We start from the raw sequence: 23,785 nt of genomic DNA on the forward strand, positions 1-23,785 counted from the left end.
AGTTAAATTTTAATTAAATAAAGAAAAATTTCAATCAATATGCTTGTAATAATGAAAAATATTAACTTTAAAAACTTTTGATTATGCGGCTAAGTCCCTCTTCCAGAATTTCTCTGGAAGTAGAAAAGCAAATCCTGATATGACCTTCGGCACCTTTTCCAAACCATCTTTCAGAGCCTGGAACAACAGCTACTTTTCCCTCTTTTAAAACGTGCTGTGTAAAGGCTTCGCTTGAAAATCCGTTTTCAATTTTCGGGAAAATAACAAACGTTGCTTCAGGTAAATTCGGGGTTAAAATACCGGAATTACTCAACATGCTATAGGCAAGATCCCTGTTGTGCTGCAAATGCTCAAGGAAATCATTAAACCACGGCTTGGCCTTTTCAATAGCCACACTTGCTGCAATCTGAGATAATGTAGAAACACCCTCAATGGTAGAATTGAACTGGGATTTTTCGGTAAAATCATCCAAAAGTTCCTGATCATTACACAAAACAGCTCCAATTCTCAAACCGGCGATCCCGAATGATTTTGAAAATCCAAAAACAGTAAAGCTCTTCTTTTTTGCAGCTTCTGAGACTGAAGAATACGTATTGAATTCTTTCTTGTCATAAACGATATCACTCCAGATCTCGTCACTCATTACCCATAGATTATGAGCTTCGGCTATTTCTGAAATTTTTATTAAAACCTCTTTTGAATAAACCCTTCCCACCGGATTGTGAGGATTGCAGATGCTGATCAGTTTTGTTTTTGATGAGATTAAAGAAGTCAGCATTTCAAAATCGATCTCTCCTGTTTTGGAATCAACAGCGCATAATTTGATGTTTCCCCCCGCTGCTTCCACTGTCTTTTTGAACAGGAAATCCACCGGATCGAAAATAATAGCCTCATCTCCGGGGCCTAAAACATATTTGGCGACCAGAAACATTCCCTGGGCAGCACTGTTCACTGCTAAAACATTTTCCGGGGTAAAACTTCCGTTCTTTTCCGTATTGAAGTGTTTTGCAACGCTCTTTTTGAATTCAGGAATTCCTGAAAACGGACCATAGCTGAGGTATCCGTCTTTGATATATTCAATAATTCCCTGCTCGATCTCGGGAGACATTCTGAAATCCGGATCTGCTGCTGTTAAAGGAATAATTCCGTTTTCCAGGGTTGCCCATCTTCCGTTATACGCTTTTCTTTTCAGGGCCTCAAAATTGATATCTTTATTTGTAAACATTTTTTATTTGTATGAAATTGGTAAGGTGTTTTTTTGCTGCTCGTTTAATGGAAGCAGGAACTGGTTCAGGAGTGTTCTTCCGTTTTTGATGTGGATCTCAATTTCTGCTTTTCTCTCTTCCTCATATTTCTGGAAAGTTTCCGGAAGATTATTGTCTTCTAGTAAAAGGCTTGTTAAAACATAAGAGTCTTTTAAAGCCGAAGTAACACCCTGACTTGTAAAAGGAATCAGAGGATGAGCCGCATCGCCTATAAATACAATATTTTCGTGATAAAAAGGATTGAGCTTTTCCAATTCATACACCCTCCATATGTGGGCATTTTCATAGCTGGAATCATTGATAATCGAGGACATAAGAGGATTCCAGTCTCCGAAATTATCAACAATGAATTGTTTGATACAGTCTGGAGTATAATCTTCATTGATGAAAAACCGGGTAATATCAAACTGGCAGTACCATAGTATTTTTGTAGAGGAAAGCTTTAATACTCCGAAAGTAAGGCCTCCGTTTTCATGATGAAATTTCAAAAAATTACTTTCAAGCCTGCTGGCAATTTCTTCATTTTCAATAATATTGACCACTTCATTTTCTAAAACGGCTTTCATTTTTTCATCTTCAAAAATTTTTCTTCTGATTCTGCTTCTTGAACCGTCTGAAGCTATAATAATGTCAGCTTCTAAGGATGTGCCGTCATTGAGCGTTATACAGGATTTCCCGCCGGAAAAACCATTCAGGGTAACTGTTGTATCATAAGATATTTTATCGGAAGGAATGCCTTCGGCCAAAATCTCTATCAGGGTACTTCTTGAAACGACAAAAACATCTTCAAGGTCTTTTTCAGAAAGAATCTCGCCATTTTGATGGTAGTGAAGATACTTTTTTAAAAACTGGCCTTTTTTGTAGAGATCATCAATATTAATGATATTGGAAAGGTATTCAATGCCTTCTTTGGGAAGGATAAATCCGTGTCCCTTCAGGTCATTTTGAGTTCTTCTTTCATAAATATGGTAATCAATATTATTTTTTTCCAAATAATTTGCCATACTCAATCCGGAAACTCCCGCTCCTATGATTGCAACTTTATACATCCTTATTAGTTTTAAATAGTGTTATTAGTTTTTATTACAAATCCAAAGATCTCCGTTTTTGTATTTTTTGCGGGAGACTTTGTTTTCTTCAGTAAGTTTCTTCAGCGTATCAAATGCTTTATCGAAAGAGATATTGGAAAGAACCGCAAATTCCTGGGTGGTTAAAGTAGGATAAACTGTAAACAACTGGTCTGGTTCTGTAGAATATTCCTGTTTTTTTGCGTCAGGGCTTATTTTTGTTATTCTGCGTTCAAAATCTGTATAAGGTTTAAAACCGTAGAGAATGTCTAAGATTCCATCGTCTTTGGTGAAGATCAAAGTAGGGAATCCTCTTACCCCAAGCTGTCTTCCAAGGTCCAGATCTTTTTTGAATTCGATCTGAGCTTTGGATTCATAATCCTCTTTCCACTGGGCTACATCTAATCCTGCCATTTCCGCTGCTTTTTCAAGATGCTCGGATTTTGTAATATTTAATTTATCAAGAAAAACCATTTCACGGATAATTCTCATATAGTTTACAGCTTTCTTTTTATCCTGCATTTGTGCTGCTTTAAAAGCAATGGATGGGGGATAGGAAGAATTTAAAGGATCTGTCAGCCAGACTCCTCCTTCAATCGGCATTTTATAATAAGGACTTACCTCTTCCCAATGGCCGGCAACATCACTTGGTTTACTGATCCCCCCGGAATTGTAAATATCCCATGATGGTAAAAGCCCTCCCATTCTGTAATCTATTTCTACCGAATTGCCATATTCTAATTTCATTTTTCTCAGCTGGGCTTCAATTCCCCAGCAGGAAGAGCAGATGGGATCTGTGTAATAAATAATGGTGATTTTATCTTTAGTACCCTGAAGCTGTTCTGTTGAGTATTCTGAATCTTGTGTTTCCAGGATTTCGCATATTCCTTTTTCCGGATCACAATTTAGAAGAGGATTCTTGTTCATATTATTGTTGTTTGAGTTAAGTAAATTAAAGAATAAAAGTAGGTAGGTAAAAATGTCCAAAATGAAGTTTTTTTGGTTAACATAATATTTGGGCAGGACAAAGGAATAATAACCAGACCGGTTATTATTGAAAGAATAATAAAGTAGAATTATTCCGGAGCTTTAAAGATATTGTCGTCCGAATGAAACCCTGCGACACCACCACTCACTGCAAACTTCATGGCAGAAGCTGCGGTCATTCCCACTACAGGTTTGATGTTTTTTTCTTCAGTAACTATTACCCAGCCTGAAATAGCGTAGGAATGGGGCAGGTATACCGCCACGTAATTGTGTTTTTCAACGTCTGACATTTCTTTTTGAGTCAGAAAGCCTATTCTCCAGATCTCCGGATTTTCATTTGTCTTTACCCAGACAGGATCGTTGAATTTCTTTTTGTCTCCTACAAATGATGACATAACGTCTTTTGTAGGGGTATAAATATGCTTTACTCCCGGAATTTTTTCCAGAAGGCTATCCATAGTATCGAAAAAGAATTTACCTACGACAAATTTATTTCCGAGATATCCCAGAACTGCTGTGATAAGTATCGTTGAAACAAAAACAAGACCCGGAATCTCTTTTGCGACAGAAGGAATAATGTTGTCAACAGCGCTTACAACATACCAGATCACAAAAATAGTAAGTCCGATTGGACCAATAATAACCAACCCCTGAAAGAAATTTTTCAGAAAAAAATTGGCAATATTTTCGAAGGTCAGTTTTTTCAACGTGGATTCTTTACTTTTTTATTTTTTTAACCGTGGATTGTTTCTTTGTTTCCGTAAGATTTAATGATATTGGCTTCATATTCCAGCCATGCGTCCCAGCGCTTGTTTACTTTTTCGGGATTTCCAAGTTGTCTCGCAAATCCTATAAATGTTGTATAATGGTTAGCTTCAGAGATCATCAGCTCTTTATAAAATGTCTTCAGCTCTTCATCTTTAATATTTTCAGTAAGAACTTTAAATCTTTCACAGCTTCTGGCTTCTATCATAGCGGCAAAAAGCATTTTGTCAACAATGAGATCATCTCTGTTGCCTCCTTTCTGAATGAAATTCACAAGTTCATTTACATAGTCATCTTTTCTAGTACGCCCAAAAGTATACCCCCGTTTTTTAATGATCTCATGAACCTGATTGAAATGATCCAGCTCTTCCTGCGCGATGGCGAGAAGCTCAGTAACAATTTCAGGATATTCGGGAAGCATAGTGATTAAGCCAATAGCATTAGTTGCTGCTTTTTGCTCACACCACGCGTGATCCGTTAAAATTTCTTCAATGTTTTCCTCTGCAATATTTGCCCACCTTGGATCGGTGGGAAGTTTCAACTTAAACATGCTTTGAATTTTCTGTAAAATTAAAATAAATTGCGATAAGAAAAATTATTTTATTTCAAATTGATTGCTAAAGCGTTAAGAAGCTGTTTTTTTTCTTAAAAATTCCAGAATTTTCCAGCCTGTATCATCCACTTTTTTCAATCCAGCCGCAATAATGAAAGCAAAGATTACATTAACGGTATAAATTAAAATCATGAGCACCCACCACGGCATGTTTTCCTGTAAGGCAACCACAATGAAATAAACCAGTGATGAGCTTATACCCTGTGCGAAATAAAAAAATATGGCATTCTTACCAATGTAGGTAACGAAATTTTCTTTTGTAATCTTTAACCTGTTATAAAGCACAAATAATGTCGTTAATGAAAACAGTGACCAAATGATATAAGGAATTTTTGGCGGAAATTTATTTTTATTGATTTTGTAGAAAATCTCATTTCCATAATACCAAAACATCCAGATCAGTGCTGCTGCGACTATCATATATAAAACAGGGATTGCTTTTGCAGGAATCTTTTTACCACGCATTCTGTTGGCAATTAAAAAGATGGTAAGATAAAAAGCGACATAGCCTACCTGTCCTCCGGGATAATATTCCGGGAAAACATTAAATATTAGAGTCAGTGTCAGGCATAGTGCTATAAACCAGTTGACATGTTTTGGGAAGAATCTTAAGATCAGTACTCCGAAAACAGCCAGTATAAAATATACTTTCAGATACCAGAAGCTTCCCATGACAACGGGGAATGTATCAGCGTTTGTGTACTGGTGAAGATACCAGTTACCAAGATTCTGCCATTGCGGAATATCTGATACGCTGGTCGCTGCATACTTTGAACCAAAGGTTGAATAGAAACTCTGGAGCCATTCCAGGGAAAAGAACGTTAATCCGAAGACCTTGAAAAAATAATCCAGAAAGAACAGAAATGTTACAAAGATCATATAAGTGATCTGAAGTTTTAATAACCTGTAAAATGTTTTTTCGATGTTTGATCCTGATGTGATTCCGCTTAAAGCATAAAAGAGGGCTACATCAAATACCAGGGAAAATACTCTCACCTCGGCAGGAATATAAAACTGTCCGGACCAAAAAGCGGTATGGATGAATATAATGGAGAGGGTTGCCATTCCCTTGGCAAAATCAATATAGAGATCTCTGTTCATTTGTTGTAGGATATGGCTCAAAAATAAATAAAGTTTGGGATATTTATCCAATAAACTAAAAAGAGACAGAACATTGCTGCCTGTCTCCTTTGTTAAATATGCTAAAAAATGAATGTTATTTAAGGTGCTTAAATTCTTCTTCAGAAATTTCTCCGGTCTGAATCTTTCTAAGTTCATCGATATACTGGCTCATATAAGCATCGATCTCCGGATTTACAGTGTTTTTGCCCATTTTGTAGGTGCCGTTTAACACGCCCTGATAATAGTAGAAGAAGTTGTAGTCAAAATTGGCTGCGTTAAGATCGTACTGCCCAAGAAGGAATCCTAAACGTACTGCAGATCTTCTTTGAGGAGGAGTTCCGTGGTGATTCGCGCTTGTGGTCTGGTAGTCACCGATGCTCTGTGCAAATTCATAAGCTGCAGCAATTTCAGCGAAACTGGTTTTGTTGTATCCGTTTGGTCTTCTTAAATAATATCCTGCAAAACCGTCTGCTTCCAGTTCGTTTGGTCTTGCTGTAGATTCGTTTACAGTAGGAAGACCGAAAATATACTGTAACTGATGCCCGTATTCATGAGCAAGGATCATGGCATTCACGATATCTCCTCCTTTATTCTTTGCATCCGCATAGATTGCGTAACCATAATAAATTTTTCCTGTGGAATAAGAGATCGCATTGTAAGTGGAATTGAAATTGGAAGGATCGTCTACAAAACGAAGAGTTGGATTGCTTCTTCCCCAAAGACTGGCGATTTTAGTCATCTGGGAATTCATAAAGTTGGTGTCTGTTGTGTTTGAAAGACCCGTTTTAAGCACTGCGGTTGAACTCCAGTACTGATCTACATAGGAGCAGCTTTTTTGAAGTTCTCCGGGTTGTTCGATCTTTGCACTTGCAGATTGAGATTCAGGAAGGACAGATTCTTCCATTTTGTCATCACGGCACGCTGATAATGAAAAAGCGGCAATGGCTCCTGCTAATAAGCAGAATTTAAAGTTTCTTTTCATATAAAATATTTTTTGGTGATAACGAAGGTATAAAATTATCTCTTAAGTATGAGCATATTAATGTTAAAAATTATTCAAAACATAGTGAAATGGATTTTGTTATTATTTTTACTAAAAATACGGGACTGATTGTAAGCTATTTGGAAATTTATTCATATATTTGCACCTCGAAATAACTAAAAATTTATAAACAATGTTTGCAATTGTAGAAATAGCAGGGCTTCAATACAAAGTTGAGCAAGACCAGAAGTTGTTTGTAAACCGTTTAAAAGGAGAAAAAGGAGACAAAGTTTCTTTTGACAAAATTCTTCTTACTGTAAACGGTTCAATCACTGTTGGCGCCCCAGCTGTAAACGGAATCACTGTAGATGCAGAGATCCTAGACCATGTAAAAGCTGATAAAGTAATCGTTTTCAAAAAGAAAAGAAGAAAAGGTTATCAGGTGAAAAACGGTCACAGACAATCTTTAACTCAAATTAAAATCACTGGTATCACTGGTTTTGACGGAAGTACTAAGAAAGCTGCTAAAAAAGAAACTGTAAAGGCTGAAGTTCTTTCAGACAACGCAACGGTTAACTTTGGTGAAGATCACGAACTGAACTATCACTTAAAGAAAAACAACCTGTCTCAGTCTAAAGAAAACAGAGAAACTTTAATTACTTTAGGTAAAGCGGTTAAAGTTGAATTAGAAAAGAATGTTCTTACTCACGAAGAAGTAGATGCTGCTATCGTTAAGAATATTGATCAATTTAAAGCACTTAACAAATAATCCAGTAATAAAATGGCACACAAGAAAGGAGTCGGTAGTTCCAAGAACGGTAGAGAGTCTCACTCTAAGAGATTAGGTGTGAAGATTTTCGGTGGACAAGAAGCTATTGCCGGAAATATTATTATCAGACAGAGAGGTACACAACACCACCCGGGTGAAAACGTGGGTATTGGTAAAGACCATACTTTGTTTGCATTAGTAGACGGTAAAGTAGTTTTCAGAAAGAAAGCAAACAACAGATCTTTCGTATCTGTAGAGCCAAACGCATAATTATTTAAGCGTTTTATAAAATTTAAACCTCAGCCAATGGCTGAGGTTTTTTTTGTGCTTAATTCTGTGAAAAGAAAAATATTTTTGCTAATATTCTTATTGTAGTGAAATATTTATATATTTGTTAACAATCAAATAACAAATCATTTGCGGATGCCGAAAAGCAGATAGAGTAGGCAACAAATTAAAACAAAATACTATGAAAAATCTAAAAAAGCTATCAAAAAAACAATTGAGAACAATAGATGGTGGTGCTTTAGCATGTCCTCCTCCTGCAACTACTTGCGTAGAATGGTGCACATGGACTCCACAACAGAGATTAATGTGCCGTAACATGATTATAGATCCGGATCCATGCGGATGTTAGAATAAATAAGTTATTGAAAAATATAAACCTCGGCAGTGCTGAGGTTTTTATATTAAAACATACTGCTGTAAAAATTTTACGCCTGCTGTTTTGCAGATAGACTCATCTGTAATTGATCAAAAAAGCTCCTTGTCAAGTAGACAAGGAGCTTTTTGTTTTAAAATCCTACCTGGAATCCTGCTTTTATTCCGAATGTTGAAATATCCGGTCTGTCGAGATAATTTCCTCGCCAGTTAAAATCTACCCTGAATATTCTAAGGTTTCCGATTCCGATATTTTCAATTCCGAAACCGTATTCAAAATAGATCTGCTCGCTTGGCGCTGAATATTTGAACCCTTCCACATTAATGGATTTAGAGGCATCACTTAAAGTTCCGTAAGCGGTTCTGATAAATGCGATTTCTCTAAGTTTCAGTTTTTTAATCAAAGGAATGAAAGAAAGTATTTTTCCATTGAAATGATGTTCAAGATGAAGCGTTGAATAGGTGTCTGCTACAAATTCATAATAATTAAGTTGTGAAAATGTATTCTGCGCAAGGCTGTATGACTGGTTTCCTGGGATTACATTCTGCAGTGCCAGAGGAACTGTGTCAAAAGTTTTTCCTGCTTCAAAGTTAACAATAGTTTTACCCCAGCTTCCGATCAGAATAGGCTTGTAGAACATGAATTGAAGACGGTTATAGTTGAAGTCGCCGTTAAAAAGCCCCTCAATTCCTCTAGTGTACTTCAGGATAATAGTTGGAGCCAATGTTCCGTGCTCATAACGGTCAACTCCTGTCTGGGAGAATTTTGCTCCAGGTCTTGCAATTAAACTTAAGGTGACGTGGGAATCATTAAGTGTTTTTCTCAAATCTCCATTGCGGTAATACATCAAGCTGAATTTATCTGGATTGGCGGATTTTATGCTCTGTAATGTTCCGTCTACCCTTACCTGGAAGTTTTTCCAGGGTTCAATAGAAGCGAAAATATTAGTCTTGTTTATAGAGCTCAAAGAAGCGTTTTCACCTCTTGCAAAAAGGGTAGATGAAGCAAACGTACGTGCCATGATTCCGTCATCGGTAGTAAGCTGTACACCTAATTGTTCAATATCTCTTTTTGTTCCCGCCCCGATCATGAACCTGTTCACTCTGTTGAACATATAGCGGGCTTCGGCTCCGTATTTAACTTTTTCGTCTTTAAATCCATAAGCTGTGTAAAACTGAACCCTCCATGGGTCATTTTGCCCAAAGTAAGTTCTTGCTCCCAGTCTTATCCTGTCACCTTCCACTTCATTTTTACCGTAAATTGAAAAAATAGGGCCTATATCAATACCTTTAAAGGCATTGTAATATCCTGATGCAAGTGTTTCGTAGATTTTAACGATACGATTGAATTTTGGAGTCTGCTGAAGCTTGTCAAGCATTTCATAGACACCCTGTTCGGATTTTGAGAGTGAGTCAGGTCTTGCTTTTACCCAATAGGCATCGTCTTTATCTACAAATTTATCATCGTATTCTTCCTGTTTCCGTGTGAATACTTTATCATCGAGAGGTTTATTGAATTCATATTGAGAATAATCAACCGACCGTTTGGCTATGATGCTTTTAGAGGTCCTCTTTTTTGCGAAAGGTGTAAGTTCTATCTCTGTAATGAACTTTTTAGGAAGGAATGTATTTTCGTCGGGGTTGTCGTATTCCAGCTCCGTGGAAATACTGTTGATAAAGTTAACATTGATCTTCTGTGTGGATTTTAAAGTGGCTCCTAATACAGCATAATTATCGGTATCAATATAAAGGTAGCCCTGAAAGGCTAAGACGTCTTTCCTTTTGGGTTGGTATCTTATTTTATAGGCATTCTCACCATGAATAGAAATGGTATCTGTTAAATTATAATCATAAGTGCTGAATCCGTTTGTCCCGACGGGGCTTGGGAATCCTATATCGAAATAATTTAATGTATTGTCGTAAATATTAATATCGCGGTAGAGGTTTTTTGCAGTAATGGTAATTACCTGATTATCCTGAAATCCTGATGTTTTTTGGGCAACCAGTAATCTTTTTGTCTTTTTTCCGGGTTTGTTTTCTCCGAAATTTTCATAAATGGATTCATTCAGGAAGATAGGGAGTCCAATCTTTCCACTGGCTGTAGAATCGGCATAATCAAAAATGAAATCAAGCTTATTGAAGATCTTTTTACTCATAAAAGCGCTGTCCAGGTTATTCGCGTCAAACTGGATTTTCTCGTACTCTTTATAAGTATAGGTGTCGAATTTCTCTAGCCCATTGTTTCGTTTTCTTTTCCATACTTCCTGCATGATAGCATAAGCAGGGTTTTCTTTCTTATTTTTGTATTTGGGCTTTTCGTTGTGAATAACGATCTCACCAATTGTGCTTACTTTTTCTTGCGAAAGCTGTACAAAAATATTGGCCGCGTTTTCGGGAGTGACGGTAACGGTTTCTGTGGAATAATTTTTTTTCGCAAATTTCAGCTTATAAATAATACTGTCCGACTGGACGCTAAAGGTTCCAAGGGAAGTTTTTAGAAAAGGTTCAGTATTATCATTAATAAAGACGTCTACACCGGAAATTTCTTTATTGGTTTTTGCATCTACAATTCTTCCGTTTGCTGTGTTTTGGGCGTATGCCAGGCAGGATATAAAAAACAGAAAGAATAGATTATAATATTTGGAGTTGTTATTTAACATCATTTGTTTCTTCAAGCAATTAGCACAAACAAAAAGCGTGCTGTTTATTTAAAAAAGATCATTTTTTTTAACGTTTTCTACGAAAATTCATAAAACTACAAATGTAACGAAAATAACAGTAAAAGATTATAGTAATTAATGACTTAATAATATTGGATTTAATATGAAACAAACGCTGTTAAAAATGCTATATCAAAAAGCAAATATTGATAAATGAATGTTCTGACATTTGCAATTAACATTTTTTCCACAATTTATCAACGCATTAATTGAGTGCATCAACTTATCAATGCCTTTTCAACAGGCTATTCACATATTTTTAACAGGCTTATAAAGTATTCTCCATAACATGCCAATAGCTTATTAGTATTTTTTCCACAAATTACTAACAGTTGTATTTTATTTATTTTCAATGGTTTATTACTGATTAGTATACTTTTCCGCAAAATGTAATGGTGATATGCTTTTGACTAATGTTAAATACAGAAGATTTAACTAACATTTTTACTATTTTAAGAAAATTGTTAATAAATTCTTGATTGTAGCATTAATAGATGGATTGGTACTTTCTGATGGATTAAGAATATAAAATAAAGGCATAAAAAAAGACTTACAGAAATGTAAGTCTTTTTGCTCCTCCTGCTGGGCTCGAACCAGCGACCCTCTGATTAACAGTCAGATGCTCTAACCAACTGAGCTAAGGAGGAATTTTCCTCTGTTTAAGGTGATGCAAATATAAAAGGAATATTAATATCAGGCAAATTTTATCCCCGATTAAAGGCTATTTTTGACTAAAAATGTTGAATCTCAGTAAGAAATATTTTCAGAAAATAATTGAATTAATTCTAATCATCTTCAAATAAATGCCGGAAATAGAGTTCCGGGGATTCTAAAAAATTCTTTGTTAGCTGATAATGCTCTGTTTCTCTATAACTGACCTGTTGAATTTTGTTATCCAATAAATAAATTTCTGCACCGGGATAGCTCATCAGGATCGGGGAATGGCTGGAAATAATGAACTGGGCTTTCCCTGCTTTTTCCAATTTGTGAATGATGGATAATAATGATAATTGCCTTTGTGGCGAAAGAGCGGATTCCGGCTCATCAAGAATATAAAGGCCATTCTGGAAATGATTGTGAAATAAGGCAAGAAAAGCTTCGCCGTGGGATTGCTGATGCAGGGATTTTCCTCCATAGGCATTCAGAACTCTTCTGTCTTCTTTGGCAACTTCATCTATATAAGTTGCAAAGTTGAAAAAGCTTTCAGCTCTCATAAAGAATCCCTGCCCGGTTTTCGTTTTCCAGGAGAGTGTAAGATGTTCGGATAGTCCTGATTCGGTTTTATGGAAATTGTAGTTGTGGTTTCTGCTGCCTCCGGATACATTGAAATCACACTTTTCTGCAATGGCTTCCAGTAATGTAGATTTACCGATGCCATTTTCTCCAACGAAAAAAGTGACATTGCTTTTGAGCTTTAAATCTAAACCATTACTAAGAAAAGGAAGATTAAAAGGAAAATCTTCCGGATGATTGTCTTTTAAGTAAATCCGGGATAGGTAAGGCATTAGAATTATTTTACATATTCTGATTCCATCAAGCAAAATCTATGCAAAATAAAAAAGACCTACATTTCTGTAAGTCTTTTTTGGCTCCTCCTGCTGGGCTCGAACCAGCGACCCTCTGATTAACAGTCAGATGCTCTAACCAACTGAGCTAAGGAGGAATGTCCTTTGTTTTAAGTGGTGCAAATATAGGACGAATATTTATACCGCACAAATATTTTTTAGAAAAAAAATCAAAAAAATTATAAACTGCCTGTAAGTGCTTTAAAGATATCACTTCCGAAGATCAGTAACATCAATCCTAACAGGAAGATAACCCCGATCATCTGTGCGTTTTCCAATACTTTTTGAGGAACAGGTTTCCCCGTAATCACTTCCCACAAAGTAAATAAAACGTGCCCACCATCAAGTCCCGGAATAGGAATCAGGTTCAGGAATGCCAGCCAAACAGAAAACATAGCTGTGAAACTCCAGAATAAGCTCCAGTTAATAGAGACGGCACCATCTTTAGATTTCTGTACCGGCATATTCTTAATGATCGCCAGTGGACCTCCTACTTTCTTATATCCCTGAACTTTCTTGTTGAATACCAGCTTAAACTGCTTCACCTGATACGTTAAGCTTTCAATACTTCTTGTAAATCCTCTTCCGATAGATTGTACAACAGTAAAATGCTGTGTGTTGGCGAATTTTTCAAGCTGTTTGTAAGAAGCTATTCCTAATGTACCTTCCTTAGAAACTTCGAGACTTAGTGGCTGTACAGCGCCAGCTCTTAATACCTTCATATTAATTGCCTTACCTGCATTTTTTATAACAACACCTTGAAGTTCATCATAATAATTAATCTTCTGACCGTTTACCGAAACTACCTGGTCACCTACTTTTAACCCTGCTTCAGCAGTTTTAGGATTCACAATAGTATCAATTACAGGAGCGTATCTTGGATTCAGGAATGCTTTTGGGTTTTCATCTTTAAAAGCGAGTGCTTTTCCGTCATCGTTGGTGTTAAAAGTAACCTCTTTTCCTTTCCTTAAAACAGTTATTTGATCACTTAATAAAATATCCAAAGACAGCTTATCCAAATTGTTCTGAACCTTTCCGTCTACCTTTAAAATCTTGTCACCATCTTCAAAGCCCATTGCTTTTGCAACATTGGTATAATGCATTGGGGTTTCTACTTTCGTTGTATCAAAAGAAGTTTCTCCGTTGAAGTATGAAAGACTTCCAAAAATGATCCAGGCAAGGAAAAAGTTAACAGTAACTCCTCCCAGCATGATAATCAGTCTCTGCCATGCCGGTTTGGATCTGAATTCCCATGGTTGTGCAGGTTTTTTCATCTGCTCTTTATCCATACTTTCATCAATCATCCCTGCAATTTTCACATAGCCACCGAAGGGAAGCCATCCGATACCGTATTTTGTCTGTTCAGGATGTTTTCTCCAGTCGTTGTCTGAAAGTTTTGATATATCGATAGGAACTTCTTTCTCTTTTCCGTCTACTACGATAGTTTCTGTGTCCGGAAGGTTTTTGGAAAGAAATTTATACTGCCATTTTCCGTTGATCTTCTTCATTGAAAAGATAGAAAACCATGGATCGAAAAACAGGAAGAATTTCTCAGCCCTGGTCTTAAACCATTTTGCCGGTAAAAAGTGTCCAAGCTCATGAAGAACCACTAAAATAGAAATACTTAGTATGAACTGGAAAATCTTGATTGCTAATTCCATTAATAAATTTTAGATTTTAATTTGCAAAGGTAACAATTATCAAAACTATGCCAAATAAAAAAGCCCCTCTAAATGAGAAGCTTTGTCATATATTTAGTGAATTCTACAGGTTGAAAGAAACCCCTATGCTGCCGTTGTTGCCGACTTCTGCAAAAACACCCACTTTTTCGGTGAAAAAGTAACGCGCTCCAATATGGGCTCCGATCCCGAAATCCTTTCCAAGAACACCAACGTCAACACCTGGATAAATATCCCATTTTGCAGGTAAATCAAGTGCTTCATTAAGATGAAAATTCAATCTTCCGAAAACAAAAACACGGTTATCTTTATCATGATCTTTATAATTATCAAAATAAACATTCAGCCCGGCCCCAACGGATATCAGTTTATTCAATCCGTAATCATAGGTTCCGGTAACTCCGGTTCCGTATCCCCAGGCGCTTAATCCTGCCTGAACTTTTTGGTCGCCTTTACCCGTGTATGCCTGCGCATTGGCTGCAGTACCGAAAAAAGCAATCATCAACACAAAAAACAATTTCTTCATAAACTTTACTTTTTATAAAATGATAATAATGAAAATATCCTCATCAAAAATAGAACCGAAATCAACGGAAAATCGTATTTTTATTGAAGTTATTTAACAAAGTTTATGAGAATTGTAGGACTTAATTTAGATATTGTCTGGAAAGATAAAGACAGAAATTTTCAACTGATCGGAGAACAGTTGAAAGATCAGGAAGCTGATATTTTCCTGCTTCCGGAAATGTTTTCTACCGGTTTCTGTATGGATGCTGCTGAGGTTTCGGATAGAAATGAAGAATCCCTGGAATTTCTGAAAAAAATCTCAAAAGAAAAAAATGCAGCCATTTGCGGGAGTGCTCCGGTAGAAGAAAATGGTAAATTTTATAACAGAATGTACTTCGTACAGCCTGATTCTGAAACCGTTTTCTATGATAAAAGGCACCTGTTTTCTTTCTCGGGAGAAGATAAAGTGTATACGCCCGGAGATAAAAGAGTTATTGTAAATTATAAAGGCTTCAGGATTTTATTGCAGGTCTGCTACGATCTCCGTTTCCCGGTTTTTGCAAGAAATAATGATGATTATGATGCTGTTCTATACGTAGCCAACTGGCCGGAAAAAAGAGTGGGAGCCTGGGAACACCTTCTGAAAGCCAGGGCAATAGAAAACCTGTCTTTTGTTTTTGGTTTAAACAGAATCGGGACAGATGGGAATGGTCTTTTTTACCAGGAAAGCTCACATTGTTTTTTTGCAGATGGGACAGAAATTTCACAAAAGAATGGAAATATCATTTCTGCAGAACTGAATATGGAGGAACTGAAAGATTTCAGGCAGCACTTCCAGTTTCTGAATGACAGAGATAATTTTGAGATCAAAATTAAATAATTCGAAAGTTAAGATTTTAATATTTTTTTGATTTTTATTGAATGTTTTGAAATGTTTTTTATTTTTTCAAAAGTATATTGTAATTTTTTTTAATTTTAAATATATAATTAGAAAGAATAATATATGAATAAAAAGCTACTGTTTGTTGTCTTCTGTGTTTTGAATTTGGTGATGAACGCGCAGGAAAATACACGTCATCAAGAAAATGATATTGCTGAATTTCAATTGGAAGATGGATCTTCATTTAAAGCAAACTCTGTGAACGCAGTTACTAAAACTATTAATGTGGGACAAATAATAGTCCACAACAGAATATCTGCATTTCAATATACAACACAGGCAGGTGAGAAGACGAAAGAAATAAACTCTAAAGATGTAAGAAAGATTATTTATTATAATGGTGATGAAATTTCTCAAATTCAGGAAAAAATTAAAGTAAAAACGGTAGATAAGAAAGGAAATCTTTCAAATGATACAGCCGAAACGTTCGAATACTTACTCTATGACGGTAAAATTAAATTATACAGTTCAAATGTATTTGAGTGTATGGGATTGAATGCATGCTATTATACTCATTCAAACTTTTATATCCAAAAAAGTGGTGAACCTTACACGGTTTTGGCAGTAAAACAAAAGAGTCAGTTCAATTCTAAGATGGGATCATCCATTGAAAATATCGTTGATGCTTTCAGAGCAATTGGCGGAGATTGTAGTTCATTTAATCAGTATTTAAATTCTTTTGAGAAAGAAATGATGCAGGAAAAGCATTTGGATAAAACTTTACAAAAAGAATATCAGGAAATTTATAAAACTACTTTACAAGAAGTAAAAAAGGATAGAGTGCAAGCCAAAAAATTATTTTATATCGTTGGAGATAAAATACAAAACAGGCAGGCTGAAATTTACATTGGAATCATAAAAGAGTATGAGAAGAATTGCCCGTAAATATACTGGTAATTCGTTATAAAAATCCCATGGATTTCACGAATCGAGACGGATTCTATTCTCAATTATCTGTGTAAATATGAAATCTGTGGGATATAAAAATAAAAAAACTGTGAAAAATCACAGTTTAAGAATATTGTTTAAGCAGTTCCGTGAGTGTATTCACATCATGTACGCCGCTTTCTTTCCATAAGAGTTCTCCGTTTTTAAAGACTGCCAGAGTTGGGACTCCACGTACACCATATTGTGCAGCAAGAGCAGGATATTGGTCTACATCTACTTTGATGATTCTTGCTCCTTCACCTATATTTTCCTTTACGGTATTTAACACTGATGACTGTACTTTGCATGGCTGGCACCATGTGGCAAAAAAGTCAATAAGTACAGGTCTTTCCGAATTAATGATTTCTTGAAACTTTTGTGACATAGTTTTGTTTTTTTATTTAAACCATTAAGATTCAGGAAATAAATCTTAATGGTATGACATTTTTATTTTCCGGACTGTTTCTCGTCCTGAATTGCTTTTATATTTTGCAAGCTTGTACCATCATAAGCTTCCACCCCATTTTTCTTTAAGATTTCCATAGCCTGATCGGCCTGAATGCCTTTGTTGCAGAAAACAACCACTTTCTTGCCTTTAAGCGAATCCATATTGTTCTGTATTTCAGCTAGTGGAATATTGATTGCGCCTTTTGCAGTTCCTGCTTCATATTGTTCAGGAATTCTTACATCGACTAAAGTAACATCAGGGCTGTTGACCATTTCTCTGATGTCAACCTTTTGAGTGCGGCTGGTACTTGTTGTTTTACAGGCTGTTAACGCTAGAATAATAGCAATGAAGTATCCTGCAACCTTTCCTTTTATCATCTTACAATGTTTTTGATTGGCAAACAAAATCTGTTGTAGGCAATTTTTCTATCTTTTTGATGCCGTTGAAGCCACCTTCTATTTCAGTGAAATTTCTGATTCCATGTGAGTTAAGTATGCTTGCTGCGATCATGCTTCTGTATCCGCCGGCACAGTGAAGGAAGAAATGTTCAGAATCATCAATGGTTTTTACCCAGTCGCTGATGATATCCAATGGCTTGTTAAATGCGTTGTCAACATGTTCAGCAGAATACTCACTTAATTTTCTTACGTCAATAATTTTGGCATTTTCAGTGAACTGTTCTGCAAATTCTGCAGGAGAAATTCTTTTGACCTCATCAATTTCTTTACCTGCATTTTTCCAGGTGTTGAAGCTTCCGTCCAGGTACCCTAAAACATTATCAAAACCTACCCTGCTTAATCTTGTGATTACTTCTTCTTCAGTACCTTCATCACTTACAAGCAGAATTGGGTGTTTTACATCTACGATCATATTCCCTACCCAAGGGGCGAAATCTCCTTTAAGGCCAATGTTGATCGAATTCGGAATGAATCCTTTATGGAATTCTGCAGGGCTTCTTGTGTCTAAAATCAAAGCTCCGGTTTCTTCTGCCAATGCTTCAAAATCTTCTGCAGTAACAGGATTTAATCCTTTGTTCATCACTACATCCAGACTTTCATATCCGCCTTTGTTCATAGCTACGTTCATTCCGAAGTATTTCGGAGGAGCAGTAAGACCGTCAAGAACTTCTCTGATAAAAGATTCTTTATCCGGCTGATTAAGGGCGTAATTCGTTTTTTTCTGATTTCCTAAAATATCTACCGTTTCCTTCTGCATATTCTTTCCACATGCTGACCCGGCTCCATGTGCAGGATATACCGTAATGCTGTCGTTCAAAGGTAAAATTTTAGTCTGAAGGCTTTCATAAAGAATGCCTGCAAGATCCTCCTGGGTAAGATTAGTTGCTTTTTGTGCCAGGTCGGGTCTTCCAACATCACCTAAAAATAGAGTGTCTCCAGTAAAAATAGCAGTCTCAGTGCCGTTTTCGTCAATTAAAAGGTAGGTTGTACTCTCCATTGTATGTCCCGGAGTATGCAATGCTTTTATTTTTATTTTTCCGATTTCAAAAATCTGGTTGTCTTCAGCAATGATCGCTTCAAATGCAGGTTGGGCAGTAGGTCCGTATACAATAGGAGCTCCTGTTTTTTTGCTTAGATCCAAATGTCCTGAAACAAAATCCGCATGGAAATGGGTTTCGAAAATGTATTTTAAAGTAACATTATCTTTGTCAAGGCGATCCAGATAAGGTTTAACCTCTCTTAGAGGATCAATAATTGCAGCTTCATTCTCTGATACAATATAATAGGCACCCTGAGCCAGACAGCCCGTATATATTTGTTCAATTTTCATTGGGATCTTTTTTAAATTTTAGATAAAGATACAAAGTATTAGATGAAATGTGAATGAATTGTTAAATTCAGACGATAGTTTCTTTCAATATTCATAGGCTGGCAGATATAAAACCCTTTGTTTTCAAATGAAAAGCCGGAAGTGAAGAATCGCTATTTGACACAACTGTTTTTTATCATGTCTGAAAAATGGAAATAATTATGTAGTGCTATTACTTGCAGCTTTTTTTAACCAATTTGTGAAATTTATAAAAGATGGGGAGAAAGACCTCTGCTGAATAGATCATTAATATTATTTTAATGACCGAATATTTTATAAAAAATTTTATATTTATCAGTTAAAAAAGATCAGATGGCAGATAAAACACAATTTATTGAAGAACTAAATGCAAAATACACTCCGAAAGGAGAACACATTATATTGGGAAAAGGAATGCTGGACGGAGAAGTAGTACCGGAAGTTAACGTTACAATTCCTTTGAAAACCATTAACCGTCACGGTCTTATCGCAGGAGCAACAGGAACGGGTAAAACGAAAACGCTTCAGGTATTTGCTGAACAGCTTTCCCATGCAGGAATTCCTTCTTTGGTTTTGGATATTAAAGGAGATTTTTCAGGAATAGCTGAAGCGGGGCAAATGAATCCTGTAATTGAGGAGAGATATGCTAAAACACAGCTTCCTTATAATCCGCAGGCCTTTCCGGTAGAACTGATGAGCATATCAGGAGGAAAAGGAGTGAAATTAAGAGCTACTGTTACAGAATTTGGCCCAATTTTATTAAGTAAGATCCTGGAGCTTAATGATACTCAGCAGAGTATTATGTCTATTGTTTTTAAATACAGTGATGATAAAGGCCTTCCGTTAATTGATCTCAATGACTTAAAAAAAGTCTTGCAGTATGTAACGGATAATGCTCAGGGAAAAGCTGAACTGGCGGCTAACTACGGCTCTATAGCTCCGGCTTCTTTAGGAGCCATTTTAAGATCTATTGTTGCGCTGGAACAGCAGGGCGCAGCTAATTTCTTTGGCGAATTAAGCTTTGATGTTCATGACCTTCTTGAAACCAGAGATGGAAAGGGAGTCGTGAATATTTTAAGGGTGTCGGAAATTCAGAATAAGCCACAATTGTTTTCTACCTTTATGCTTTCGCTCTTTGCCGAAATTTATATGACTTTCCCTGAAGAAGGAGACAGCGGAAAACCTAAACTTGTCCTTTTCATAGATGAAGCTCACCTTATTTTTGATGAATCTTCAAAAACTTTGCTTTCACAGATCGAAACAATGGTTAAGCTGATCCGTTCTAAGGGTGTCGGAATCTATTTTATCACGCAGATTCCAGGTGATGTTCCTGAAAATATTTTGTCACAGCTTGGACTGAAAATACAGCATGCCCTGAGAGGTTTTACCGCAAAAGATAAAAAAGAAATTACCAAAGCTGTCGAAAATTACCCAACGACAGAATTTTATAATGCATCGAATCTGATTCAGAACCTTGGGATCGGAGAGGCTTTTATAACGGCTTTGGATGAAAAAGGAATCCCAACACCTCTTGTTCATACTTATCTGATTTCTCCGGAATCAAGAATGGATGTTCTGAATGACGCTGAAATTTCAGAACTGACTGGAAATTCTTCTTTGGTCGCTAAATATGAACAACCTGTGGATAAAGAATCTGCTTACGAAATATTGACCAACAGAATGGAGCAGGCAGCTCAAAACTCAGCGCCGACTCAGAAGACAAAACCTGTAAAAGAAGAACCAGGAATGTTTGAGCAAGTACTTCAAAGCAAGGCCGGAAGGACTTTTACCAGTACTTTGATGCGGGAAGGAGCAAAAGCTTTGCTGGGAATGTTCGGGCTTGGCGGAAGAAGGAGATAGTATTTAAAATAAGTTGATAAACTGATTTGTTATGAAAAAGAACATCAGTTTTATGGTGTTAAATTGGTTGTCCTGAAGCTGTTTTATGAGTGGCCTCAAGGTGCGGTTTACTTTTTTTGACATATTTTTTGTTATTTTAGCAGGATTACCTTTACGGGTAAATATTTAATTTAAAAATAGCAGTATAACTACAACTCAATGTATTCAATTATAGATATAGAAAGTAATGGTGCAGGTTATAGACATGAATGCATTATAGACATAGCCATCTACAGGTATGATGGTCAGAAGATTACGGACCAGTTTATATCTCTTGTCAATCCCGAAAGTGATATTACCCCGTTTGTGCAGAAACTGACAAACATTACGCCTAAAATGGTGAAAACGGCTCCAAAATTCCATGAAATAGCTAAAAGAATCATTGAGATTACTGAAAATACAACTTTGGTAGGCCATAATATTGATTTTGATTACAGAATGCTGCGCCAGTCTTTCAAAAGACTTGGTTATGACTTTCAGACCAATACCTTAGATACCATTCCTTTGGCAAAAAAAATGATTCCCGATGAAGTAAGTTATTCATTGGGTAAGCTGGTGAAATCGCTCGGTATTCCATTGACGAACCATCACAGGGCTGAAGGAGATGCAAGGGCAACGCTGGAACTGTTCAAGCTTTTAATATCAAAAGACACTGAAAATGAGATCATCCAGAAGCAACATGACGAGACCAATGCAAAAACATATATTAATAAGATCAAAGTTCTGACTCAGGATCTTCCCAACGAAAAAGGTTTTGTCTATTTCCAGAACGAAGCCGGAAAAATCATGCTATCAGATTACGTTCAGGATATCAATAAGTTTTCAAAAAAAGTCTTCAATTCCAAGTCTAAAAAATGGGAACAGATTCAGAAAGATGTTGAACAGATCAATTATGAGCTTACAGGAACAGATATTATTGCAAAACTGATCCTTAATTCCAAAAATATCAAAAAAAGAGAAGTATGTCCGTTCGGACTTTACTTTAGGAATAATAGGTACATAGTTGAAAAAAATAAACTGAATAAAACGGAAAGGCCTATCCTGAAATTCAGATCATTTACCCAGGGAACAAAAGCGGTTCAGTTTATTGGCTTGCAGGAAGAATTTAATGATGTCAATGTTTTCCTCAAAAAGATAGATTTCAGAAAAAGAAATGAACTTTGGCTCGGTCAGGGAAGAAAACTGGGTGAGAAGCTGTTTCTGATTATTGAAAACGGCAGGGTAGTTTCGTATGGCTTTTATGAACTGTTTACACAGATACAAACCCTCAGTAAGCTTTCAAAACTGAAAATAGACCTGCCTCTATCTTCCACAGATCTCCATAATGATCTCCAGCTTGCCCTGCTTCGTGGTGATTTTGAGACGTTGCCATTGCCAAAATAATAGAAGAATTAATACTTTACAAGTTTTTGTCAGGAAAAAAATGCTTTTCAAATGAATTTCCTTGAAATAAAAAATAAATAGTACTTTTGCAAAAATAAAAAAGAAGCAATGCAAAATTTTAAACAAATTAAAACTGGAAAAAAGGGGGCTGTAAAGTTCTCTAAGGTTTGGAATATTTAAAAGAGTTGTCTTGCATAAAAATAATTAATGTGGCAGGCTCTTTTGGAAGAATCTGCCTTTTTTTATGTTAAAATCAAATTATGAATTCAAAAGATTTGCTACAGATTGCCAATGAATATGGCACGCCAGTGTATGTTTACGATGCTGAATCTATTAAAACCCAATACGAGAAGCTTACATCTTCTTTCTTAAAACACACGAAGTTCTTTTATGCTGCCAAGGCGTTGACCAATATCAACATCTTAAAGTATGTCAAGAATCTGGGCGCATCTTTGGATTGTGTATCAATAAATGAAGTAAAACTTGGGCTGAAGGCCGGATTCACTAAAGAAAAGATCCTTTTCACCCCAAACTGTGTAGACCTTGCCGAAATTGAAGACGCAATGAAGCTGGGTGTTCACATTAATATTGATAATATCTCTATTCTTGAGCAGTTCGGGAATAAATTTGGAAACTCTTATCCGATCCTTGTAAGAATCAACCCACATATTTTTGCAGGAGGAAACTATAAAATTTCAACAGGACACATCGACAGCAAGTTCGGGATTTCTATTCACCAGGTTCGCCATATCGAAAGAGTGATGAAGAGCACCAACCTTAATGTAGAGGGTCTTCACATGCACACAGGAAGCGAGATTAAAGATCCGGATGTTTTCTTGCAGGCATTAGACATTATGCTGGAACTTTCCGAGCATTTCCCTAACCTTAAATATCTGGATATGGGAAGCGGGTTCAAAATTCCTTACCAGGACAGCGAAGAAGAAACAGATGTGAAAACCTTAGGTAAAAAAGTAGAAAAAGTATTGTCCGAGTTCACAAAATCTACAGGAAGAAAGTTTGAACTATGGTTTGAGCCCGGAAAATTCCTAGTAGGAAAAAGCGGATATCTTTTGGTAAAAGCTAATGTGATCAAGCAAACGACGGCTACTGTATTTGTAGGAGTGAATTCAGGGTTTAATCACCTGATCCGTCCCATGTTCTATGACTCTTACCATAAAATCGAGAACCTTTCAAATCCAAAAGGAGCGGAAAGAATCTATACGGTAGTAGGGAACATCTGCGAAACCGATACTTTTGCCTGGGACAGAAAACTGAATGAAGTAAGAGAAGGTGATATTCTTGTTTTCTATAATGCCGGAGCGTACGGTTTTGAAATGAGCTCAAACTTTAATTCAAGATTAAAACCGGCAGAAGTCTTATTCTTAGACGGAAAAGCACATCTGATCCGTAAAAGAGATGAATTTGAAGATCTGTTGAGAAACCAGATAGAAGTAATTTAAAATCAAATATAAATTTATAGAAGCTCTGCAGATTACTGCAGAGTTTTTTTGTTTGAAGGAACCAGAAAAAAATTCATTCTTAATAATGTTTTAAAGCATTTTACTGTAATCAAAAGAGCTTTAATGTGTTGAAATTTTAATACTTTTTAGGAATAGAAATTATAATTTATTAGCTAAATTTGAGAGAGGTAAGAATTTTAAACACTTCCCATTCACGATCC

Annotated in this window: 22 protein-coding genes and 2 tRNA genes; 8 read left to right on the forward strand and 16 right to left on the reverse strand. The window is 36.2% G+C overall.

Annotated features, from left to right (window positions below; translation table 11 throughout):
• Window positions 1–67: 67 nt before the first annotated feature.
• From V6R96_RS03970 to V6R96_RS04000, 7 genes are all read right to left on the reverse strand, one after another.
• The gene (locus tag V6R96_RS03970) at window positions 68–1,225 is read right to left on the reverse strand and encodes a pyridoxal phosphate-dependent aminotransferase (RefSeq protein WP_111953719.1); all 1,158 of its coding nucleotides are present in this window, start codon (window positions 1,223–1,225) and stop codon (window positions 68–70) included.
• Window positions 1,226–1,228: 3 nt separating this feature from the next.
• Window positions 1,229–2,314 carry an NAD(P)/FAD-dependent oxidoreductase gene (locus V6R96_RS03975; protein WP_336378068.1) on the reverse strand — a complete coding sequence of 362 codons (1,086 nt, stop codon included), beginning with the start codon at window positions 2,312–2,314 and terminating at the stop codon, window positions 1,229–1,231.
• Between the two features lie 24 nt (window positions 2,315–2,338).
• The gene (locus V6R96_RS03980; protein WP_336378069.1) at window positions 2,339–3,259 is read right to left on the reverse strand and encodes a DsbA family protein; all 921 of its coding nucleotides are present in this window, start codon (window positions 3,257–3,259) and stop codon (window positions 2,339–2,341) included.
• Between the two features lie 149 nt (window positions 3,260–3,408).
• Window positions 3,409–4,026, reverse strand: coding sequence for a DUF502 domain-containing protein (locus V6R96_RS03985; RefSeq protein ID WP_111953713.1), 618 nt, complete (start codon window positions 4,024–4,026; stop codon window positions 3,409–3,411).
• 26 nt (window positions 4,027–4,052) lie between these two features.
• The gene (locus V6R96_RS03990) at window positions 4,053–4,634 is read right to left on the reverse strand and encodes a tRNA-(ms[2]io[6]A)-hydroxylase (RefSeq protein ID WP_111953711.1); all 582 of its coding nucleotides are present in this window, start codon (window positions 4,632–4,634) and stop codon (window positions 4,053–4,055) included.
• 75 nt (window positions 4,635–4,709) lie between these two features.
• The gene (locus tag V6R96_RS03995) at window positions 4,710–5,798 is read right to left on the reverse strand and encodes an acyltransferase family protein (RefSeq protein ID WP_336378070.1); all 1,089 of its coding nucleotides are present in this window, start codon (window positions 5,796–5,798) and stop codon (window positions 4,710–4,712) included.
• Window positions 5,799–5,913: 115 nt separating this feature from the next.
• Complete coding sequence (locus V6R96_RS04000; protein ID WP_111953707.1) at window positions 5,914–6,801, reverse strand: metalloprotease; 888 nt, start codon at window positions 6,799–6,801, stop codon at window positions 5,914–5,916.
• Window positions 6,802–6,994: 193 nt separating this feature from the next.
• On the opposite strand from V6R96_RS04000, the gene rplU reads away from it, so the two are divergent.
• From rplU to V6R96_RS04015, 3 genes are all read left to right on the forward strand, one after another.
• The gene (gene rplU / locus V6R96_RS04005; protein WP_111953705.1) at window positions 6,995–7,570 is read left to right on the forward strand and encodes a 50S ribosomal protein L21; all 576 of its coding nucleotides are present in this window, start codon (window positions 6,995–6,997) and stop codon (window positions 7,568–7,570) included.
• A 12-nt stretch (window positions 7,571–7,582) separates the two neighbouring features.
• Window positions 7,583–7,840, forward strand: a complete 258-nt coding sequence (gene rpmA / locus V6R96_RS04010) for a 50S ribosomal protein L27 (RefSeq protein WP_111953703.1) — start codon at window positions 7,583–7,585, stop codon at window positions 7,838–7,840.
• Between the two features lie 199 nt (window positions 7,841–8,039).
• The gene (locus V6R96_RS04015) at window positions 8,040–8,207 is read left to right on the forward strand and encodes a bacteriocin-like protein (protein WP_223557801.1); all 168 of its coding nucleotides are present in this window, start codon (window positions 8,040–8,042) and stop codon (window positions 8,205–8,207) included.
• Window positions 8,208–8,364: 157 nt separating this feature from the next.
• Here the strand turns inward: V6R96_RS04015 and V6R96_RS04020 are convergent, their stop codons facing one another.
• From V6R96_RS04020 to V6R96_RS04045, 6 genes are all read right to left on the reverse strand, one after another.
• Window positions 8,365–10,893 carry a DUF5686 family protein gene (locus tag V6R96_RS04020; protein WP_223557800.1) on the reverse strand — a complete coding sequence of 843 codons (2,529 nt, stop codon included), beginning with the start codon at window positions 10,891–10,893 and terminating at the stop codon, window positions 8,365–8,367.
• Window positions 10,894–11,523: 630 nt separating this feature from the next.
• A tRNA-Asn gene (locus tag V6R96_RS04025) sits at window positions 11,524–11,597 on the reverse strand.
• Between the two features lie 138 nt (window positions 11,598–11,735).
• On the reverse strand, window positions 11,736–12,455 hold the full coding sequence (locus tag V6R96_RS04030; RefSeq protein ID WP_223557797.1) for an AAA family ATPase: 720 nt from the start codon (window positions 12,453–12,455) through the stop codon (window positions 11,736–11,738).
• An 81-nt stretch (window positions 12,456–12,536) separates the two neighbouring features.
• Window positions 12,537–12,613: transfer RNA gene (locus tag V6R96_RS04035), tRNA-Asn, on the reverse strand.
• An 81-nt stretch (window positions 12,614–12,694) separates the two neighbouring features.
• Complete coding sequence (rseP, locus tag V6R96_RS04040) at window positions 12,695–14,176, reverse strand: RIP metalloprotease RseP (protein ID WP_336378072.1); 1,482 nt, start codon at window positions 14,174–14,176, stop codon at window positions 12,695–12,697.
• Between the two features lie 103 nt (window positions 14,177–14,279).
• Window positions 14,280–14,720, reverse strand: a complete 441-nt coding sequence (locus V6R96_RS04045; RefSeq protein WP_223557795.1) for a DUF6646 family protein — start codon at window positions 14,718–14,720, stop codon at window positions 14,280–14,282.
• 105 nt (window positions 14,721–14,825) lie between these two features.
• Between V6R96_RS04045 and V6R96_RS04050 the strand changes: the two genes are divergently transcribed.
• The gene (locus V6R96_RS04050) at window positions 14,826–15,581 is read left to right on the forward strand and encodes a nitrilase family protein (RefSeq protein WP_336378073.1); all 756 of its coding nucleotides are present in this window, start codon (window positions 14,826–14,828) and stop codon (window positions 15,579–15,581) included.
• A 123-nt stretch (window positions 15,582–15,704) separates the two neighbouring features.
• Window positions 15,705–16,526 carry a hypothetical protein gene (locus tag V6R96_RS04055; RefSeq protein WP_336378074.1) on the forward strand — a complete coding sequence of 274 codons (822 nt, stop codon included), beginning with the start codon at window positions 15,705–15,707 and terminating at the stop codon, window positions 16,524–16,526.
• 127 nt (window positions 16,527–16,653) lie between these two features.
• On the opposite strand, the gene V6R96_RS04060 is transcribed toward V6R96_RS04055, so the two are convergent.
• The 3 genes from V6R96_RS04060 to V6R96_RS04070 form a co-directional block, all read right to left on the reverse strand.
• Window positions 16,654–16,953, reverse strand: coding sequence for a co-chaperone YbbN (locus tag V6R96_RS04060; RefSeq protein ID WP_034701246.1), 300 nt, complete (start codon window positions 16,951–16,953; stop codon window positions 16,654–16,656).
• Between the two features lie 62 nt (window positions 16,954–17,015).
• Window positions 17,016–17,393, reverse strand: coding sequence for a rhodanese-like domain-containing protein (locus V6R96_RS04065; protein ID WP_336378075.1), 378 nt, complete (start codon window positions 17,391–17,393; stop codon window positions 17,016–17,018).
• Between the two features lies 1 nt (window position 17,394).
• Window positions 17,395–18,804: an MBL fold metallo-hydrolase gene (locus V6R96_RS04070; RefSeq protein WP_336378076.1), complete on the reverse strand. Its 1,410-nt coding sequence runs from the start codon at window positions 18,802–18,804 to the stop codon at window positions 17,395–17,397.
• Window positions 18,805–19,155: 351 nt separating this feature from the next.
• On the opposite strand from V6R96_RS04070, the gene V6R96_RS04075 reads away from it, so the two are divergent.
• From V6R96_RS04075 to lysA, 3 genes are all read left to right on the forward strand, one after another.
• Entirely contained in the window at window positions 19,156–20,682 is a 1,527-nt protein-coding gene (locus V6R96_RS04075) for a helicase HerA-like domain-containing protein (protein ID WP_223557790.1), read from the forward strand.
• Between the two features lie 198 nt (window positions 20,683–20,880).
• On the forward strand, window positions 20,881–22,104 hold the full coding sequence (locus V6R96_RS04080; protein WP_336378077.1) for a 3'-5' exonuclease: 1,224 nt from the start codon (window positions 20,881–20,883) through the stop codon (window positions 22,102–22,104).
• Between the two features lie 260 nt (window positions 22,105–22,364).
• On the forward strand, window positions 22,365–23,564 hold the full coding sequence (gene lysA, locus V6R96_RS04085) for a diaminopimelate decarboxylase (protein ID WP_174772310.1): 1,200 nt from the start codon (window positions 22,365–22,367) through the stop codon (window positions 23,562–23,564).
• Window positions 23,565–23,785 lie beyond the last annotated feature (221 nt).

This window comes from Chryseobacterium sp. CCNWLW53 (genome assembly GCF_037083525.1).
GTDB lineage: Bacteria > Bacteroidota > Bacteroidia > Flavobacteriales > Weeksellaceae > Chryseobacterium > Chryseobacterium lathyri.

Excerpts from the sequence above, each read along its gene's own strand:
- V6R96_RS03970 (WP_111953719.1), bottom strand. The coding sequence starts at position 1,225 with ATGTTTACAAATAAAGATATCAATTTTGAGGCCCTGAAAAGAAAAGCG.
- V6R96_RS03975 (WP_336378068.1), bottom strand. The coding sequence starts at position 2,314 with ATGTATAAAGTTGCAATCATAGGAGCGGGAGTTTCCGGATTGAGTATG.
- V6R96_RS03980 (WP_336378069.1), bottom strand. The coding sequence starts at position 3,259 with ATGAACAAGAATCCTCTTCTAAATTGTGATCCGGAAAAAGGAATATGC.
- V6R96_RS03990 (WP_111953711.1), bottom strand. The coding sequence starts at position 4,634 with ATGTTTAAGTTGAAACTTCCCACCGATCCAAGGTGGGCAAATATTGCA.
- V6R96_RS03995 (WP_336378070.1), bottom strand. The coding sequence starts at position 5,798 with ATGAACAGAGATCTCTATATTGATTTTGCCAAGGGAATGGCAACCCTC.
- V6R96_RS04000 (WP_111953707.1), bottom strand. The coding sequence starts at position 6,801 with ATGAAAAGAAACTTTAAATTCTGCTTATTAGCAGGAGCCATTGCCGCT.
- rplU (WP_111953705.1), top strand. The coding sequence starts at position 6,995 with ATGTTTGCAATTGTAGAAATAGCAGGGCTTCAATACAAAGTTGAGCAA.
- rpmA (WP_111953703.1), top strand. The coding sequence starts at position 7,583 with ATGGCACACAAGAAAGGAGTCGGTAGTTCCAAGAACGGTAGAGAGTCT.
- V6R96_RS04015 (WP_223557801.1), top strand. The coding sequence starts at position 8,040 with ATGAAAAATCTAAAAAAGCTATCAAAAAAACAATTGAGAACAATAGAT.
- V6R96_RS04020 (WP_223557800.1), bottom strand. The coding sequence starts at position 10,893 with ATGATGTTAAATAACAACTCCAAATATTATAATCTATTCTTTCTGTTT.
- V6R96_RS04030 (WP_223557797.1), bottom strand. The coding sequence starts at position 12,455 with ATGCCTTACCTATCCCGGATTTACTTAAAAGACAATCATCCGGAAGAT.
- rseP (WP_336378072.1), bottom strand. The coding sequence starts at position 14,176 with ATGGAATTAGCAATCAAGATTTTCCAGTTCATACTAAGTATTTCTATT.
- V6R96_RS04045 (WP_223557795.1), bottom strand. The coding sequence starts at position 14,720 with ATGAAGAAATTGTTTTTTGTGTTGATGATTGCTTTTTTCGGTACTGCA.
- V6R96_RS04050 (WP_336378073.1), top strand. The coding sequence starts at position 14,826 with ATGAGAATTGTAGGACTTAATTTAGATATTGTCTGGAAAGATAAAGAC.
- V6R96_RS04055 (WP_336378074.1), top strand. The coding sequence starts at position 15,705 with ATGAATAAAAAGCTACTGTTTGTTGTCTTCTGTGTTTTGAATTTGGTG.
- V6R96_RS04060 (WP_034701246.1), bottom strand. The coding sequence starts at position 16,953 with ATGTCACAAAAGTTTCAAGAAATCATTAATTCGGAAAGACCTGTACTT.
- V6R96_RS04065 (WP_336378075.1), bottom strand. The coding sequence starts at position 17,393 with ATGATAAAAGGAAAGGTTGCAGGATACTTCATTGCTATTATTCTAGCG.
- V6R96_RS04070 (WP_336378076.1), bottom strand. The coding sequence starts at position 18,804 with ATGAAAATTGAACAAATATATACGGGCTGTCTGGCTCAGGGTGCCTAT.
- V6R96_RS04075 (WP_223557790.1), top strand. The coding sequence starts at position 19,156 with ATGGCAGATAAAACACAATTTATTGAAGAACTAAATGCAAAATACACT.
- V6R96_RS04080 (WP_336378077.1), top strand. The coding sequence starts at position 20,881 with ATGTATTCAATTATAGATATAGAAAGTAATGGTGCAGGTTATAGACAT.
- lysA (WP_174772310.1), top strand. The coding sequence starts at position 22,365 with ATGAATTCAAAAGATTTGCTACAGATTGCCAATGAATATGGCACGCCA.